The organism is Dyella subtropica (assembly GCF_026283965.1).
Lineage (GTDB): Bacteria > Pseudomonadota > Gammaproteobacteria > Xanthomonadales > Rhodanobacteraceae > Dyella_D > Dyella_D subtropica.
Window position 1 is genome coordinate 30219 of sequence record NZ_JAPDPD010000009.1, and the last position, 17707, is coordinate 47925.

The window sequence follows — 17707 nt, forward strand, 5'->3', positions numbered from 1 at the left end:
GTGGCAACCAATGAAGAACGCATATCGCATTATCAAGTTTGTGTTCGCCGCGAACGCCATGGCCTTTTTAGGAATGCTCATTGCTTTCCTAATCGTTCTATTTCTTCAAGGTCATGGTGCGGCGGAAAGGGTGTGGACTGGTCCGTACTTCTATTTACTTTGCTGGCCACTATCGTTGTTCATCTGCGTCAAGTTTCTGAAAACATGAGCAACTAAATCGTGGTCAGGTTCACCCTCTGTGCGGGATAAGTGAACCTGGCCCGTTTTGCATGGCAACCATGTTGGGGTTTGCTGATGCTCACCACCAACCTACGTCGCATAGAAGAGCTTCGAGGCGAGGTTGGCCCTCGCTCAAAACAACCCGTCAAATTTTGAAGCCCATCGTTGCCTGCACAGCCTGCTTCCACCCCGCGTAAAGCTCTTCGCGGCGGGTCTCGGGCATAGCGGGTTCGAAGCGGCGATCAACTGCCCAATGGCGCGCGATGTCTTCGCGGCTGGACCAGAAGCCCGTCGCAAGGCCGGCCAGATAAGCAGCACCCAACGCCGTGGTCTCGGCCACCTTCGGTCGCAGCACGGGCACGTTGAGAATGTCGCTCTGAAACTGCCCCAGGAAACCGTTTGCGATGGCCCCGCCGTCGGCGCGCAACTCCTTCAGCGTCAAGCCGGCATCGCTTTCCATGGCGGCGAGCACATCGCGCGTTTGGTATGCCATCGATTCCACCGCGGCGCGAATGAAATGTTCCTTGCTGGTGCCGCGCGAAAGGCCGAACACGGCGCCGCGCACATCGCTGCGCCAGTACGGTGCGCCGAGTCCGACGAAAGCGGGCACTACGTAGACGCCTTCGTTGGATTGGGCGCGCTCTGCGTATTCCTCGGAGTCGCTCGCCCTGCCCAGCATGCGCAGGCCGTCACGCAACCATTGGATGACGGAGCCGGCTACGAAGATGGAGCCTTCCAGCGCGTACTCCACCTTGCCGTCCACGCCCCAGGCGATGGTGGTGAGCAGGCCGTTGTTGGAGGCGACCGCCTTATCGCCGGTGTTCATCAGCATGAAGCAGCCGGTGCCATAGGTGTTCTTCGCCATGCCGGGCTCGAAGCAGGCTTGGCCGAACAAGGCCGCCTGTTGGTCACCGGCCACACCGGCGATCGGCACTTCATGGCCGAAGAAATGCTGGCCCAGGGTGTTGCCGTAGATCTCGCTGCATGAGCGCACCTCGGGCAGCATGGCGCGCGGCACGTCGAGCATTTGCAGCAGATCATCATCCCAGCGACGCTCGTGGATGTTGTACATCAAGGTGCGCGAGGCATTGGTGTAATCCGTGACATGTGCCTTGCCGCCAGTGAGGTTCCATATCAGCCAGGTGTCGATGGTGCCGAACAGAAGTTCGCCGCGCTTGGCGCGCTCGCGTGCACCTTCGACGCGATCGAGGATCCATTTCACCTTGGTGCCGGAGAAATACGCATCGATCAGCAGGCCGGTCTTTGCACGCACCATCTTGTCGTAACCGGCTGCGATGAGTTCATCACAAATCTCGCGCGTTTGGCGCGATTGCCACACGATCGCGTTATAGATCGGCTGGCCGGTCGCTTTGTCCCACACCACCGCGGTCTCGCGCTGATTGGTGATGCCGATGCCGGCGATCGCGCGCGCATCGACTTGTGCGTTGTTCATCACCTCGGTAATGGTGGTGAGTACGCTGGTCATGATCTCGCGCGGGTTGTGCTCCACCCAGCCCGGTTGCGGAAAGATCTGCCCGAACTCGCGCTGCGCGGTGCCGACAATGCTGCCGGCACGATCGAACAGGATCGCACGCGAGCTGGTCGTGCCCTGGTCGATAGCCAGGATGTATGTCTTGTCCATGAAACAACTCCTGTTCAAACAGTTGGGTCAGCTACCACGCGCTTCGGCGCATCGACCGGTTGCGATTGCAGCGCACGGTTGCGTGCAGGCAAGAACGGATACACCAACCATTGATAGGCAGCAGCACCGATCACGCCACCGATCAGCGGACCGACGATGGGTATCCACCAGTAGTTGTCCGGTGCCGGCAACGCGGAAGAACCCCAGCCAGCGAAATAAGCGAACAGGCGCGGCCCGAAGTCGCGCGCGGGATTGATGGCCCAGGCTTCGAGATAACCCATGGATGCGCCGATGGTGGCCACCAGCAAACCAATCATCAGCGCGCCCGAATTGGCGCCCGGCGCCATTTCGTTGTGCTGCTCGGTGATGGCGAAGATGCCCAATAGCAGGAACGCGGTGAGCACGACCTGGTCGAGCAGCGCATGCATCGGCGTAATCGCCAAGCCGGGATGGGTGAAGAACACGCCCGCCGCGCCGCCGGCTTCGCGGGTGAGCTGATGCACTTGGTTGTAGTGATCAATCACCGGCGAAAACAGCAGGTATACGACGGCCGCACCGAGGAACGCACCTATCACTTGCGCGATGCAGTAGGGAATCACCTTCTTCCACGGAAACCCACGAAACAGCGCCAACGACAGCGTGACGGCCGGATTGGCGTGTGTACCGGAGACCGATCCAGTCACGTAGATGGCAAGGGTCACCGCCAGGCCCCAGGCGATGCACACGCCCCAATACGCATTCGCGTAAGGACTTGGGTCATACAACACGTACATGCACGCGACCGAGTCGCCCAAGGCGAGGATGATGAAGGTGGCGAGCGCTTCTGAAATCAGCTCGCCGATATCTTGCCGGCTCATGGCTGTGTCTCCGGCAGCTGTGTATCCGGGATTCGCACGGCGATGAACTGGCGGACTGCGTGGTACGACATGGTTCTCCTCCCTCGGTGACGATGTTGGCGTTGCTCTTGCTTTGCTCTCTCAGGCAGGAGCGCTTTCAAGCGGTGAGGCGCGGCGTGGCGGCGCGTCGGCGAGATAAGCGGTCAAGCGATCCACTTGTTCTGGCTGGAGTCGCAAGCCGAGCTTGCTACGACGCCAAAGGATGTCGGTGGCATCCACCGCCCATTCCAGTGCACGCAGGTAATCCACTTCGGCCTGATACAGATCCGCACCGAAATGTTCGCCCAGGTCTCGCAGCGAATGAGCTTGTCCAAGAATGCGTGTGGTGCGGCTGCCGTAGCTGTGCACCAAGCGCCACGCCATCGTCTCGGGCAACCACGGGTGCGCTGCTTGCAACTCCCGCTGCAAGGCGCTCATGTCCCGCCGTTCGCCACCAGGTAGCGGATGGTCTTTGGATGTCCATGCCTCCGATGCATCCGGAAACACCGGCGCAAGACGATCCATCGCTTCCTCCGCCAGCTTGCGGTAGGTGGTCAGCTTGCCGCCGAAGACGTTGAGTAGCGGCGCGGCATGCTCATCGAGTTCGAGCAGGTAATCGCGCGTGACTTCCGAAGCGTTGCCGGCTTCATCGTCCAGCAGCGGGCGTACGCCGCTATAGCTCCACACCACGTCGGTCGGTGCAATGCTGCGCTTGAAGTAGCGATTCGCCGCGTCGCACAGATAGCGCGTTTCTTCGTCGCTGATGTGTGGCGCGGACGGATCATCGTGGTAGTCCAGGTCGGTCGTGCCGATCAAGGTGAAGTCGTGTTCGTAGGGAATCGCAAACACGATACGGCGATCAGGTTGCTGGAAGATGTACGCGTAGGGATGCTCGAACAGCCGCGGCACCACGATATGGCTGCCCTTGACCAGGCGCAGCGCATGATCGTGCGCTACCTTGGCAACCTCATCGAGGAACTGCACTGCCCACGGACCGGTGGCGTTGACCAGGGCCTTGGCGCGGATGGTCGACAGCTCGCCACGCGCCGATTCCAGTTGCGCGGTCCAGCCATCCGCATCGCGGCTCGCACTCACACAACGCGTGTGCGTGAAGATCGTCGCGCCGCGCTCCATCGCATCCATCGCATTGAGCACCACCAGGCGCGCATCCTGCACCCAGGCATCGGAGTAGACGAAGCCGATATGAAACTCGTCGCGCAGGGGGAGTCCCGATTTGTGCCGTTTCAAGGAGACACGCCGCGACTTCGGCAAGGTACGCCGGCCGCGCCCGAGGTTGTCGTAGAGAAACAAGCCCAATCGGATCATCCAGGCCGGTCGCAGATGCGACTGGTGCGGCAGCACGAAACGCAGCGGCCAGATGATGTGAGGCGCGGCGTGCAGCAACACTTCGCGCTCGGCCAGGGCCTTGCCCACCAGGGCGAATTCGTACTGCTCCAGATAACGCAGGCCGCCGTGGATCAGCTTGGTACTGGCGCTGGAGGTATGCGCGGCCAGGTCGTCACGCTCGCACAGGCACACCGACAAGCCCCGTCCGGCGGCGTCCCGCGCAATGCCGACGCCGTTGATGCCGCCGCCGACTACCAGTAAATCGAACTGCTCAGTCATCGCTCATCCCGTGGACTGGCTCTTCGAAATCGCGGTCAGGTTCACTTTCTGTGCGGGATAAGTGAGCCGGGCCCCGTTTCGTGCGTTTCGTGCAAACTGGCGACCGGCATTTCGCTGAACCTGGCGCTGTTGTGCTCTGCGGCGTTGATTCATCGGAGGTGGTCAATGGATTTACGGATGAAGTCTCGGCGCTTGCCAGCGGCGTATGTCGTTTGGGCTTTATGCGCCATGCTGAGCGGATCTCCAATCATTGCCAATGCAGCGGATGTATGGCTTGCCGCGGTCGATCCGGTGGTGCGCGAGGCTCGCCAATGGGACTCGGGGGGCGGACTATATGGATCTGTTCCAGCTCGACGCGCCTTGGCCTACTGTGGCCAAGCGGACCCGCGTTTTCAAGATCGGACCGGGTTTCGCCGCGCAAGGGCGCAAGGAGGACCTGAAGAGGCTCTTCGCCGATCGAGGCCGAGCTTCAGGGCGCGCTTCGATGGGAGCGAACAGCTGCGTGGCAGGCCCGCGCTGATTCCTCCGCTGCGTTAGCTATGACACTCGGTTGTTGCGGGGATCGCCGGAACGCGTTCGCGCGGGTGTCTGTCAATTCGGAGCAGGCGAACGACTTTGAACTGTAGGAGCCCACCCTGTGGGCGAATGCACTTTCTGACACCGCCGTAAAATGGCGTTCGCGCACACGGTGCGCCCCTATAGTGGCGAGGACATGCTCATGATCTCGAACATTTTCACCGATCTTCCCGACGCAAGCGCCGAGGAGCGCATCACCGAATTGCTCTCCCGTCCGGGCATCAGGATCGAGCAGATCGTCTCGCTTGGTCAGGCCAGCCCGCCGGGGTTCTGGTACGACCAGCCGCAGGGCGAATGGGTGATGGTGGTGAAGGGTGGGGCGAGGTTGAGGTTCGAGGACGAGCCCGTTGCGCTTCACCTTCGAGCGGGTGACTTCGTGGATATTCCGCCGCACCGCCGGCATCGTGTGGAGTGGATCGACCCCTCTCAGCCCACGGTGTGGCTTGCGGTGCACTACAGCGCATAAAGGCTAGTTTCTTGCGAAGTTGCGCCCCCCATCGCTCTCTCCGGAAGAGAGAGGGATGGGTGATGCTCTCAATCAATCTAGATTTTCAGGGCTTTTCCAGCCGCATCGAGAGATGCACCGACTCGGTCCACTTGATGCTTCCGGTATTCTTGCCCACCGGAGAGATCTCGCCCGTATAGTCCCAGTGGTCGCGCTGAGGCGATGTGACCAGGCCGAGATAATGCAGTGACGGATCCTTCTTGATAGCGTCGTACAACTGCTGATCCAACTTGATTTCCATGTCGCGGCTCATCTTGTCCGAGTCATTGGGGTCGCCGTGTGCATCGACCTCTGGGCGTGAACCCAGCGTGGGCAGCATGTCCAAATCCAGTTTGAACTCGCGCTGGCCGGGCTCTCCGTCGATCTTGTCCAACAAGGAAGCTTGCGCCAACTCCTCACTTTGCACGACGGCGCCATTGCTCATGGTGGCGGCAACCGGGGCTTTACCGGCGAGCTTGGCATGCAAGCGGATCGACACTTCATCGCCCGCTCCGAGTCGAGACCGTTTGATGGAAACTTCTGGATACTCGGTGATCGAACCGCTGAAGGCCGACTCTTCATGGCTTTTGACAATGCCATTGCCGTCCGGATCGTCGAGATCCATGTGCCCCTTTTCGGTCGCCGTGGCATGGATGTGCGGACTTGCCGGATCCACCACGTTGAATTGCATGCTGCCGTCGGCAAGATCGGGGGCGATGGTAACGAGCTCCGAGAAGCTGCCTTCGGCCGTCAGCTCAACGTCCTTGGAAAGTTTCATCTTGGAGGCAGTGGTTCCGGAATCGTCCTGGCTGACGTGCCTGACGAATTTGAATTCCCCCACCAGGCGCATTTTCTTCTCGGCCGGTTGCTCCTGACTGGTGGATGCAACTGTGCCGCCTTGCTCGGTCTTGCTGCTGCAGCCAGCCAACGCGATGGACAATGCCAGAAGACCCGCCGTGCCCAGCGCGGCGACTTGTAATGGCTTCATAGAATGATCATTCCCTGCAGCAAGAAAACGAACGCGCACTTCAACCTCTCCATAGTTGGCTGGAGCCGCGCATTCTAGCCAAGTGAATACTGGGAAGGCATGCCGTATGCCCCAGTACTTTCAGCACATTCCAGCGCATAGGCGCGATCAGAAATTCGCGTCGAACCATGCCTCTCGGGCAATTTGTGAAGGATTGAAAAGCATCCGTATTGGAAATCAAACTGCTGGACGGCTTGTCCGTCAGGTCGGCGAAGACAGGCTCTTAAGCACTCTCCAACCTGAAATAAGCAACCTGCTCTCCCAGCCGATTCGCCTGTTCCAACATATCGCGGCTGGCGGCGGCGGCTTCTTCCACCAGTGCCGCGTTCTGCTGGGTGACGTTGTCCATCTGGGTCACCGCATGGCTCACTTGATCGATGCCGCTGGATTGTTCCTGGCTGGCGGCGGCGATGTCCGCCACGATGTCGGTGACCTTTTGCACGCTGCCGACGATCTGCGCCAGCGTTTTGCCGGAGCGGTCCACCAGTTCGGTGCCGGTGCGTACTTTCTCCACGCTGTCGCCGATCAGCGCCTTGATCTCTTTCGCCGCCGTCGCCGAACGCTGCGCGAGGTTGCGTACTTCGGTGGCGACTACCGCGAAGCCACGGCCTTGTTCGCCCGCGCGCGCTGCTTCCACCGCTGCGTTCAAGGCCAGCAGATTGGTCTGGAAGGCGATCTCATCGATCACGCCGATGATGTCTTCGATCTTGCGGCTGGCGTTACTGATTTCATCCATCGCCACCACCGCCTGCGAAACCACCTCGCCGCCTTTCTCCGCATGCGTGCGCGCGTCGCGCGCCAGCAGATTGGCTTTGTCGGCGTTCTCGGCGTTCTGTTTCACGGTGGAGGTCATTTCCTCCATCGACGCGGCGGTTTCTTCCAGGCTTGATGCCTGTTCTTGCGTGCGCTGGCTGAGGTCGTCATTGCCTTGCGACAGCTGTTGCGCGGAACGGCTGACGGAGCCGGACGCCGCGCGGATTTCCGTCACGATATCCGACAGTCTCGCCGTCATGCCGGCCAGCGTTGCCAACACCGAACGGTCGCCATCGCTATGTGTCAGGCGCAGGGCGAGATCGCCATCGGCCACGCGCGCCACCAGCTCGCGCAGATCCGCCGGTTCGGCGCCCAGCTCACGGGCCACGCTGCGCAAGATAAAAAACGCGCCCAAGCCCAGCGACAGCAAGACCGCCAAGCCGAACAGGGCATTGATCGCGAGGCCGCTGCGAATGCCGGCGCGTGAATCCTGCAAATGGGTCTCCACGTCATGATGCGCGGCCTTCAATTCGGCGGCGACCAGATCGTCCAGGTTCTTTTGCGCGGCCTGCATCGTCGCCAGTGAAGCGGGGACATCACCTTGCTGCTTGCCGAGCATGGTCTTGGCGGCGGAAAGCGCGGCCTGGTGATAGTTCTGGTAGGCCGCGCGCAATTTGTCCACGGCGGCATGTTTGCCGGACAAGGACGCGAGCGGCGCCAGCGTATGCTCGGCGTTTTCGGCAATCGCCGCGACGTCATCGAGTCGCGACGCATCGCCTTCGGCCGCCGCGCCCTGCACGGTCTGCGTGGTCTGCGCGGCCAGGTTCTGGAAGCGCGAGACGCCTTCCAGGTAGGGGTAATCGACCGACTCCAGCGCGGTCATCTGCGATGACGTCGCCGCGCCCTTATAGAAGCTGGCGGTCCACCCGGCGGCGAACAAGACCAGGGTGATGGTGGGCAACATCAAAATTCGTGTCTTGAACTTCATCGATCCATCCGGACAGGCATCAAACCAAGCGCGCGACCCGAAGGTCGCGCGCTTATCGGTTACGGCAAGGTAAGCACCACTTTCACCGTGGCATCGACGGCGGAGGCATCGATGTAGCCCACGGCGGTGTTGCCCGAGGCGACCGCTTTCTTCACCTCGGCATCGCTGCTCGCTTCCTTCGGCGGCAGGGCCTTGCCGCTGAAGATCAGGCGCGACCACACCGCCTTCACCTGGCTGGCCGATTTGTCCGCGAGCTTCTGATAGAACTGCTCGCGCACCGCGCTGGATTCCGGCTGGTCGAACAGCTTGGCGCTGCCGCCGCCCGGAAACGCGGTGGATTTGCCCAGATACAGGTCGGCGACCTGGTCCTTGCTCATCTTCGCCGCATCGCTCTTGGCCGAAACGATCACCGCCACGCCAGCGAAAGCGGGTGCAACCGCAAGGGTGAGGGCCGTCACGGCGACCCACTTCATCATCGTGCGAATCATGGCGCCTCCTCAGTACACGAAATCGACCACGGCGGAATACACGTTCACCGCGTGACCGTTATAGCTGGGCGAGACGTTGCCGAAATTGCCGCCATTGGCGGAGGGCAGTACGTGATCGATCTGCGCCTTGATGTCGATGTTCTTGTATACGTCCCAGCGCACGCCCGCCGAGGTGGTGTGCTGCGAAGACGAGCCGGTCAGTGCGGCTACGCCCGCCGACAACGGCAGCAGCGGCCCGATCGGCGGCACGTTGTAGTTGTTGCGTTGGCTGGGCTTGTTGTAGCCGGCATAGGTCACATACGGCGTCCACGTGCCGAAGTGATAACCGAGGGTGCCGTACCAGCCCTTGTCGCGGCCCAGGAAGCTGGACGAACGCAGCGAACCGTATTCCGCGGTGGCGAGAATATTGTGCGCATCGTAGGTGCCGCCGAAGCTGGTGAAGGTGGTGCGCTTGTTGTGCGCCACCAGCGATTGCGAGATCGAGGCGAAGCCGGCGAACTGCAGACCGGCGAGTAGCGGATTGACGGCCGGCGAGTTGTAATCCACATGCGCCGTGCTGGCACCGCCGCGGAAATGGAAATCGCCGATGTCATACGTGACATAGCCGCCGTACAACTGATTCACGCGCAGACGCGCGGCAGCCTGCGTGCTGTTCGGCAGATCGGAGGTGGCATGGCCGCCCAGCACCTGCACCGACAACGTGCCCGGACCTAGCGCATGCGTCCAGGTGACGTCGGCGCCGTCGAAATAATCGAGCGCCGCCAAGTCATACACTTCCAGCGGAGCGCGCAGCCACGGGTTGGAATAACCCACATAGCGATAATCGGAGACCAGATAAGCCGGCCAGCCCAGGCGGCCGACGCGCAAGCTCACGCCATCCACCGGCTTGTAACGCACGAAGGCCCACTCCAGTTTCGGCCGGAAATCGCCCTTGGCATTCTGCTGCGCCAGCCCTTGCACGGTGGCGCTGAGCTGATCATTGAGGCTGAGGTCGAACTGCGCGCCAAGACGCGAATCGACGCGCCCGGAGCCCGAGGTAGTGGCGCCCTTCAACTGGCCTGGATTGTGGAAGGTGAGGTCATCAGTATTGGTTTGCACGTAGCCGGCCGTACCGAAGCCGGAGAAGCGATAGCTGATGCCGTCATCGGCGAACGCGGCCTGCGAGATGGCCAGCGCGAGAAGAGCAGGTGCCACAAGGCCCCGCCGAACACGAAAACGCATGCGTAAAATCCTTCAAACTACACGGAGCCAGTTCCGTGTTGGACTTATCGGCAAGCGTTTTGAAATCTTAAATTGACGTGAAGAAGTGGCTGGGCGCGGAAAGTGGGTAGTTAGTTGCGCTTAATTAGCTCCGTCCGCTTTTCGCCATGCATTCCGCCGCATGTCGGCCACCCGTTACGGCGCTACAGTGTAACCTATGGTTGGCATGATGTGATCTATGGATTACATTTCGCCCATGGTCGAGATACTGCAAAGCGAAACGTTTCGCCGTTGGTATAGCGGGTTGAAGGATCAACAGGCAGCGATGCGGATCAACGCTCGCATCCGTCGCCTTTCGCTCGGCAACCCGGGCGATGTGAAACTGGTAGGCAAGGGCGTCAGCGAGCTGCGTATCGACTACGGCCCCGGGTATCGGGTGTCCTCATGCAGCGCGGCCCGGTCGTAGTTGTGCTGCTGGCAGGTGGCGATAAGCGTACACAGTCGGCAGACATTGATCGCGCGCTGACGATTGCCGCCGAGTGGAAGGAGGATTGATCATGGCAGAGAAGTTCACTCGATGGGACGCCGCCGACCAGCTGGTCACCGCGGCTGATCAGGCGGCCTATTTGGATGCATGCCTGGAAGAAGATCCGGGCGACGGCAGCTTGGTGCGTGCCGCGCTTGGCGACATTGCGCGCGCCCGTGGCATGAGCCAGTTGGCCCGTGACACCGGAATCTCGCGCGAGGGCCTCTACCGTGCGCTGTCGGCCGAAGGCAATCCAGAATTCACCACCATCATGCGCGTGATTCGTGCGCTGGGTCTGACGCTGCACGCGGCCTAACAGCGACCGGCGGGAATACCTCAGAGTTAGGTTCACTTTCTGCGCAGAATAAGTGAGCCTAGCCCCCTAGCTGCCCACAAGACACCAGGACCTGAGCATGACTGAAGAACCAAGGCCGCCACTGCCGCCATTCGACGCCGAGACCGCGGTGCGTAAAGTGCGCATGGCGGAGGACGCGTGGAACACGCGTAATCCCGAACGGGTGTCGCTCGCGTACACGGCCGATAGCGTTTGGCGCAACCGCGCCGAATTCCTGTCTGGTCGCGATGCCATCGTCCAGTTCCTCACCCGCAAGTGGCATCGGGAGCTGGACTATCGGTTGATCAAAGAGCTGTGGGCATTCCATGGCAATCGGATCGCCGTCCGTTTCGCCTACGAGTGGCGTGACGATTCAGGCCAATGGTTTCGCTCGTACGGCAACGAGAACTGGGCGTTCGACGCGCATGGATTCATGCAGCAGCGCATCGCAAGCATCAACGACTTGCCCATTCGCGAGAACGAGCGGAAGTATCACTGGCCGCTGGGGCGGCGCCCTGACGATCATCCAGGGCTTTCCGAGCTTGGTTTGTGATCGGGTGCATTTCTGAGTAGTGCCAAATCTCAGCTAGGCGCTGCTGTGTCTCCTCCCCTTGCTTGTCCCACGGGGACTCCTTTCGGTCGCAAGTGAGGTCGGGAGGGAGGCTCGCGAAAACCCCACCCGAAGCGCTTTCTCAAGTACCCACCCCTCCCCAGCCCTCCCCTGCAAGCAGAGGAGGGAGCCTAGAGCTCGCGTAGCTCAGATTCGACGTCAATCAGGTGTGTTTGGGCACGCCCTATTCACGCACCATCGCCCAGCATGCGCGAGGTCACCTTGTCGATACCCGCATGCGCAACAACCTAGCCGCGACTCGGCATCGTGTCGGTGGCGGGCATTCATGGGGGCCATGTGTGATGCTCAAGCTCTTGGCCGTGGTTCGTGGTTTCGTTTGCGCCTGTGGCTTCGTATGGCTGTGGGCGTGGGTGGTGACCTCTGTGCGTCCGCTGGATGCGCGTTTGGGGCTGGACCTTCCGGTCTGGTTGCAGGTGCCCGGCCTTCTCCTCGCCATCGTCGGCGCCGTCATCGATTTATGGTGCGTCGGCGCGTTTGCACTGGTCGGGCAGGGTACGCCTGCGCCCTTCGATGCGCCGCGGGAATTCGTAGGGGTTGGTCTCTACCGCTACGTGCGCAATCCGATGTATCTGGGGGCCATCGCCGTTATTTCCGGTGCCGGACTGATGCTGCGTTCCCCTTCGGCGGTGGCCGTGGCCGGCTTATTCGCCCTGCTTGCGCACGCGTTCGCGCTGCTCCACGAGGAGCCGGCGCTGGAGCGGCGCTTTGGCGAGAGCTACCGGCGCTACAAGGCATCCGTCAATCGCTGGCTGCCACGCCGCCCGCGGCGCGCTGTTTAATCCGGCTAAATCGGTCAGGCATTCCGACGCAAGACACAAGAAGACCACACCTAAGTACGGATGCGTGTTTGCACGCGGTATAAGACGGCATCCGGGCCTGAAGCGTAGACTGATCAACGAGCCAAAGGCGCCACCACTTCACGTGGCCGTGTCGTCGGCGCTTGTAAAGGTGGGCAGCGATGATCAGATCCTCCATTGAGGACACGCTGAGCGAAGGCTCTTATCTGCAATACGTCTGCCGGCGGCAGCGACCGGCGATACGCACGCTGTTGCTCGCCGGCACCGTCGCGCTGGCGCTGACCATGTTGCTGGGCGACACCACCAGCCCCGCGATCACGCCGCTTTGGATACGCAGCGTGCCGCTGGCGGTGTTGGTCGTACTGACGTGGGTGGTGTGGCGAACCGAGAATGACATCACCTTGCAGCTCGCCACGCTGGGCCACGTCGTGGTGTTGCTGGCGGGCCTGTTGTTCGACAACGCCTCGCGTCCGCATGGGCTCCTCAACGCGGCGCCCGCGGTGATCATCGTGGCGATCGCCTCCTCCATGCTGTGGATGCGCACGACGTATTTCATCATCGGCGGCGTGATCAATGTCACGGCGATGGCCATGGTGCTCGGGCACAGCCAGACGCCTGCGTGGATCCGCCCCGGTCTCATGTTCTACATGGCTTTGTCGATCGGTACTGGCGCCGTGCTGTATCTGGTCAACAGCCGGTTGCACTGGCACAACTTCGAATTGGAACTGCGGCTCAACCGCAGCGCCACCGTCGACGAGCTCACCGGCCTGGCCAACCGGCGCCGCGTATTGCAGTTGGCGCGTCGCCTGTTTGCGCGCTGCCGTGTCGACCAGCAGCCTTTCAGCGTGCTCTACATCGACGCCGACCGCTTCAAGGAAATCAACGATCGCCACGGTCACGACCGCGGCGACCAGGTGCTGCGCCATCTTGCCGGCATCATCGAACGTACCGTGCGCCCTGCCGACCTGGTCGGCCGCCTTGGCGGCGAGGAATTCATTGCCGTGCTGCCTGGCGTGGGGTTGGCCGAGGCTGCCGCCATCGCCGAACGCATACGCAGTGCAACCGTTGCGTCACCGCTGCAGGAACTACCCGTCACCGTCAGCATCGGCGTTGCGACCAGCCACGATTATGAGGATTTCCGAATGGTCCTCAACGCTGCTGATGCCTGCGTGTTGCAGGCCAAGCGCAAAGGCCGCAATCGGGTGCAATTGCCGGAGGAGTGAAAGTCGAGAGAGACAAAGCAGAGGGTAGCGGACGCTTCTCACTTGCCGCACGCCTTGCTCCGTGAAAGCATGCCGCCGTTACACTTCGGCCAACTCCGTGTGGTCGGATGTAGCAGCTCAGAAATCAACCATGCCAAAGGCGGATCCACGTGCCATACGTCAACGTTCAAATTACCAAGGGCGCCACACGCGAGCAGAAGGCTCTGATCGTGAAGGACGTTACGGATTCCTTGGTTCGGGTGCTCGGCAAGAAGCCGGAGCACACGCATGTCGTCATCCAGGAGATCGAAGAGCAGGACTGGGGTTACGCCGGTCTGCTTACGGATGATTGGAAGAAACAAACTCAAGCGTAGGTCTGCGAAGCCAAACCAGTGATTCGCCCCGGGCCAGGTCGTACGACCTGGTTGGTTGCCTCGGTTGTCGACACCAGGCATGCCGCCTTCTCCCTAAGTCACGAAAGTTATGCCCTTACTCTTTTCCTACGGCACCCTGCAGCAAGAAGAAGTCCAGTTATCCACTTTTGGAAGGCTCCTGTGTGGCGAACAAGACGATCTCGTCGGGTTCGAGCAATCCATGTTGCTTATCGAAGATCCCGATGTCGTGGCAACGAGCGGCAAGACACATCATCCGATCGTGAAGTTCAACGGAAGGGCGACCAGTCGCGTCCAGGGCACCGTGTTCGAGATCACCGATGCGGAACTCGCCAGGGCGGATGAGTACGAAGTCGAAGCCTATAAACGTGTACTCGCGAAGCTCGCCTCAGACAGGTCGGCGTGGGTGTACGTCGACGCGCGTTTTGCGCTTGCGGGCTCGTAGCCTCTCGGGTAAAAAATTCAGCGTGCTCCAGGCCGAGGGGTAGTGGCCGTGCAAGAAAAAAGCCGCCGGGTTCACCGGCGGCTTCTCCTTTCTTGGGAACCTCGAAGCCATCGCTTAGAAGTCGTATGACACCGCCATGCGGGCGTAACGCGGCGATTCGAAGTACACACCCCGGTTGTAGGTGTTGGACACGGTGTACTGCGAGCTTTCGTACGTTGCCTCGTTCTGTACCGCCTTGCGCTCGTTCAGTACGTTGAACACAGCGAGGCTGAAGGCCAGCTTGTGGTCCGCAAACGCCGGACGGTATTCCACATTGAGGTCCAGCTTCTTGGTCCACGACATGCGGCCGTTGCTGCCGATCGGGCTGATCTTGCCAGCGCAGGAGTGGTAGGACGAACCATAGCTGGACGGGTCGGCTTCGTTCGCACCGAAGTAGCCCATGCAAGCCTTTGGCGCACCCGAGACAACGCGCAGTGCACCCGACACCATCCATTCCGGCGAGACCTGGTAGCTGCCGCTGGCCTTGATCTGGTGCGTGCGGTCATTCGACAGCACGCCGTTGCTGCCCACCATCAGCGCGGCGAAGTCCCAATCCTGCGTCTTGGAGATGTCGTCCTGGCCGATGGTCGAAAGCACCTGGCCTTCGGTGTTGCCGTAACTGCGCGAGAACGTGTAGTCCACGCGACCCTGCCATTTGCCATCGAAGGGGTGCTCCAGGAACAGGTCGAGCGCGTAGTACTTACGCTTGGCACCTTTCTGGTCGAAGCCGAAGTCCTTCATGCTCATTTGCACCGAGGTGTAGCCACCGCCGGTGACGTTGGACAACAGGAAGGTGTTGGTGCGGCCCGGGTTGAACAGCAAGCAGCTGGACGGGAAGTTGACCTTGGCCGGATCGATGCCCATGGCCTGCGCCTTGGCACCGACTGAATTGAAGTCGCAGACGTCGTCGATGGCGGACTCCAGCTTGCGCACCGTCACTTTGGCGCCGGTGACCCACTGCGGACCCAGAGTCTTGCTGAAACCAAGGATGGCCTCGTCCTGGTATTCCGCCTTCAGGCCTTTCGCTGCCACCGTCTTGGGGTCCGGAACTTTGCCGGTCTCGCCGTCGCCCGACACCGGGCCCGGGCCGAACGGCTTCAAGCCGGTCGGCGAGCCGGTCGCGTCGATACCCGTGTAAGTGAAGTACTCGTTCGTATAGGTCGACGGAGAGGCGCCGCGGATCGCCACGCTATTGGGAAGCGCAAGGAAATAGCGGCCTAGATTGCCGAATACCTTGAGCGTGGAGTCGCCGTACACGTCCCAGCTGAAGCCCAGACGCGGCGCCCACTGGTTCTTGTTCGTGACATAGGCCTGACCGGCGCTGTTGAGGTTGGTGAACTTGTCGTCGCGGATACCCAGGCTGAGCAGCAGGTGATCGTTAACCTGCCAGCGGTCTTCCAGGTACTGCGCTTTCTGGTCCACCTGCATGCTGGTGGAAGTGCTGAAGATCAACTTGGACACGTAGTAGCCGCGACCGCCTGGGGCGCCCACGCCGTTGGTCGGGTCCAGCGGCACGTCCGGCCTGCCGGCATGGCCGTAGTACCACGCATAGCCCGGGCCACCCATGGCCTGGCCTTCGTGGTGCGCGATGAAGTGCATGTTGTCGATGCCGGCGGTCAGCTGGTGACTGCCCAGCTTGTATTCGACGTCCAGGCGCAGGCCATGCGTGCGGTCGTGCGCATCCGGCGAGGTGATCGAATAGGTGCTGACACCGTCTCTGATCGGCGTGCCGCCGGTGATCAACGGGTCCTGTCGATTCACACTGCCGAGATACGGCAGCGTCGTGCTCAAACCCGGAGTCACCGAGTAATCCACCGCATGGTTCTGGCCGTAGGTGGCCGACACCGTCAGGTCATCCGTGATGTAGCCCGTGTACTTGGCGATGTAGATATCGCTGCCGGTCTTATGGCTGGTGTCATAGCCTGAGACCGCGCCTTGCGTATCGGTGGCGTAGTTGTAGGCGTAGCGCACACCGCTGTAATGGGTCTTGTTCGAGATCGTGGTCAGCTCAAGGATGTTGGAATCGGTGATGTTCCAGTCCAGCTTGGCGTAGTACTTGGGTCTCGAATACTTGTATTCGGTATTGGCTACGTTGCTCGCGTCGACTGCCGCGGTGGACTTGCCTTCCTGGCGGTCGGCTTCCGCAGCGATGAACATAAACAGCCTGTCCTTGATCAGCGGACCGCCGACGTAGGCGCTGTAAGTGGTGTTCCAGCTGGTGTTGTCCTTGCGCCTGCGGTAAATCGTGCCGGGCAAGGTCGGATCGGTATAGCTGTACCCCGTGGGCAGGGTCTGTGACGGGTAGTAGATGTTCTCGGGATCGCTGGCCAGAAACCGCGGCGCCCAAGTCATCTGTCCGCCGAAATGCCATTCGTTGCTGCCGCGCTTGCCGACCTGGCTGATCACGCCACCGTCGGAACGGCCGTACATGGCGCTATAGCCACCGGTGTAGACCTCCTGCTGGTCGATGACGCCGTAGGGCAGGCCAATACCGCCGAGGTTCTTCAGCGGGTCGCTCGCATTGAAGCCGTTGATGTAATAGGCGTTCTCGGCCACCGACGAACCACCGAACGAGACCACCGACGACCCCGTCCCCTGGCCGCTGAAATAACCGCTGCCGCTGACCACGCCGGGAGCGAGCAGGGCGATGGCCTCGGCGCTGCGCGCCAGCGGTAGCCTGGCTAGCTGTTGGGCGGTGACCACCATGCGCGAGTCCACCTGGGACACGTCGATCGCCGGCAATGAGCTTGCCGTTACGGTCACGGCCGAGAGCGACGAGGCATTGGCAGCGGCGGCAAAACTGACTTCCGTACCCGCGTTGACGGTCAGGCCGACATCCTTGCGGATGTCGACTGTCGCACCGTTCTTCTGCAGGGTGACGGTATAGCTGCCTAGCGGCAGGTTGGTGATGCGATAGCGGCCGGTAGCGTCGACCGGCACTTGGCGCGTCAGGCCAGTGGGGCCTGCGACGGTCACGGTGTCGCCCGGCTCGGCCTGGCCGAAGATCGAACCCGTGGTGGACTGTGCGTAGGCGGTGGTGCCGGTCAAGCTCATCATCAGGGCGAGCACGAGACTAGAGCGCCGCGGCAGTTGGCCGCGACTTATCAGACGAAAATTCATTGAATCCCCCATCAGCCCATGGTTTGGGCCGCACTAAGCCATGCCGCCGGCACTAGGTCCGGCTGGCGCATAACCATCAAGAAATCTCGCCGATGTCCCATTCCCGTCCCACCGGGAATTCCTCCGACGAGCGCTAGGTCGTTTTCGCGGCAGCCCTCCCCTGAAGGCTTGGGTCAGTTAGTCCCTTACTAACCGGACCCAGCCAAGAAAACGAAACTAAACGTAAGAGAGCGATCGCGGCTCTGTCAACTAAAAGTTAAATTACTATTGAAACTATTCTGGCGCGGGGGGGCGTTGCCGAAATGAAAGCTCCAAACGTGGGGAAATCTCAGCCTCCGACCCG

General features: G+C 61.2%; 15 protein-coding genes and 1 pseudogene. 8 read left to right on the forward strand and 8 right to left on the reverse strand.

Annotated elements, in window-relative coordinates; all coding sequences use genetic code 11:
• Window positions 1-364: 364 nt before the first annotated feature.
• The 3 genes from glpK to glpD all read right to left on the reverse strand — a co-directional run bounded on the left by glpK (window position 365) and on the right by glpD (window position 4362).
• A complete protein-coding gene (gene glpK / locus OUZ45_RS09330; RefSeq protein WP_266169726.1) occupies window positions 365-1861 on the reverse strand; it encodes a glycerol kinase GlpK in 1497 nt (498 codons plus the stop codon).
• A gap of 14 nt (window positions 1862-1875) precedes the next feature.
• A complete protein-coding gene (locus OUZ45_RS09335) occupies window positions 1876-2718 on the reverse strand; it encodes an MIP/aquaporin family protein (RefSeq protein WP_266169729.1) in 843 nt (280 codons plus the stop codon).
• 120 nt (window positions 2719-2838) lie between these two features.
• On the reverse strand, window positions 2839-4362 hold the full coding sequence (gene glpD, locus OUZ45_RS09340) for a glycerol-3-phosphate dehydrogenase (protein WP_266169731.1): 1524 nt from the start codon (window positions 4360-4362) through the stop codon (window positions 2839-2841).
• A gap of 718 nt (window positions 4363-5080) precedes the next feature.
• On the opposite strand from glpD, the gene OUZ45_RS09345 reads away from it, so the two are divergent.
• Window positions 5081-5404 carry a cupin domain-containing protein gene (locus OUZ45_RS09345; protein WP_266169732.1) on the forward strand — a complete coding sequence of 108 codons (324 nt, stop codon included), beginning with the start codon at window positions 5081-5083 and terminating at the stop codon, window positions 5402-5404.
• Window positions 5405-5489: 85 nt separating this feature from the next.
• Here OUZ45_RS09345 and OUZ45_RS09350 read toward each other — a convergent pair whose 3' ends face one another.
• From OUZ45_RS09350 to OUZ45_RS09365, 4 genes are all read right to left on the reverse strand, one after another.
• Entirely contained in the window at window positions 5490-6410 is a 921-nt protein-coding gene (locus OUZ45_RS09350; protein ID WP_266169733.1) for a hypothetical protein, read from the reverse strand.
• A 262-nt stretch (window positions 6411-6672) separates the two neighbouring features.
• On the reverse strand, window positions 6673-8190 hold the full coding sequence (locus OUZ45_RS20765) for a methyl-accepting chemotaxis protein (protein WP_323137538.1): 1518 nt from the start codon (window positions 8188-8190) through the stop codon (window positions 6673-6675).
• Window positions 8191-8249: 59 nt separating this feature from the next.
• Window positions 8250-8678 carry a type 2 periplasmic-binding domain-containing protein gene (locus OUZ45_RS09360; protein WP_266169735.1) on the reverse strand — a complete coding sequence of 143 codons (429 nt, stop codon included), beginning with the start codon at window positions 8676-8678 and terminating at the stop codon, window positions 8250-8252.
• 9 nt (window positions 8679-8687) lie between these two features.
• Window positions 8688-9899 carry a porin family protein gene (locus OUZ45_RS09365; protein ID WP_266169737.1) on the reverse strand — a complete coding sequence of 404 codons (1212 nt, stop codon included), beginning with the start codon at window positions 9897-9899 and terminating at the stop codon, window positions 8688-8690.
• A 235-nt stretch (window positions 9900-10134) separates the two neighbouring features.
• Here OUZ45_RS09365 and OUZ45_RS09370 point away from each other — a divergent pair.
• From OUZ45_RS09370 to OUZ45_RS09400, 7 genes and pseudogenes are all read left to right on the forward strand, one after another.
• Window positions 10135-10433, forward strand: a pseudogene (locus tag OUZ45_RS09370) (type II toxin-antitoxin system RelE/ParE family toxin).
• A 2-nt stretch (window positions 10434-10435) separates the two neighbouring features.
• Window positions 10436-10720 (forward strand): addiction module antidote protein, encoded by a 285-nt coding sequence (locus OUZ45_RS09375; RefSeq protein WP_266169738.1) that lies wholly within the window; start codon window positions 10436-10438, stop codon window positions 10718-10720.
• Window positions 10721-10817: 97 nt separating this feature from the next.
• The gene (locus tag OUZ45_RS09380; RefSeq protein ID WP_266169740.1) at window positions 10818-11291 is read left to right on the forward strand and encodes a nuclear transport factor 2 family protein; all 474 of its coding nucleotides are present in this window, start codon (window positions 10818-10820) and stop codon (window positions 11289-11291) included.
• Between the two features lie 359 nt (window positions 11292-11650).
• Window positions 11651-12148: a methyltransferase family protein gene (locus OUZ45_RS09385; protein ID WP_266169742.1), complete on the forward strand. Its 498-nt coding sequence runs from the start codon at window positions 11651-11653 to the stop codon at window positions 12146-12148.
• A gap of 179 nt (window positions 12149-12327) precedes the next feature.
• Window positions 12328-13389, forward strand: coding sequence for a GGDEF domain-containing protein (locus OUZ45_RS09390; RefSeq protein ID WP_266169745.1), 1062 nt, complete (start codon window positions 12328-12330; stop codon window positions 13387-13389).
• 149 nt (window positions 13390-13538) lie between these two features.
• Window positions 13539-13742: a tautomerase family protein gene (locus tag OUZ45_RS09395; protein WP_323137540.1), complete on the forward strand. Its 204-nt coding sequence runs from the start codon at window positions 13539-13541 to the stop codon at window positions 13740-13742.
• A 109-nt stretch (window positions 13743-13851) separates the two neighbouring features.
• On the forward strand, window positions 13852-14205 hold the full coding sequence (locus tag OUZ45_RS09400) for a gamma-glutamylcyclotransferase family protein (RefSeq protein WP_266169747.1): 354 nt from the start codon (window positions 13852-13854) through the stop codon (window positions 14203-14205).
• 114 nt (window positions 14206-14319) lie between these two features.
• Here OUZ45_RS09400 and OUZ45_RS09405 read toward each other — a convergent pair whose 3' ends face one another.
• A complete protein-coding gene (locus OUZ45_RS09405; protein ID WP_266169748.1) occupies window positions 14320-17364 on the reverse strand; it encodes a TonB-dependent receptor domain-containing protein in 3045 nt (1014 codons plus the stop codon).
• Window positions 17365-17707 lie beyond the last annotated feature (343 nt).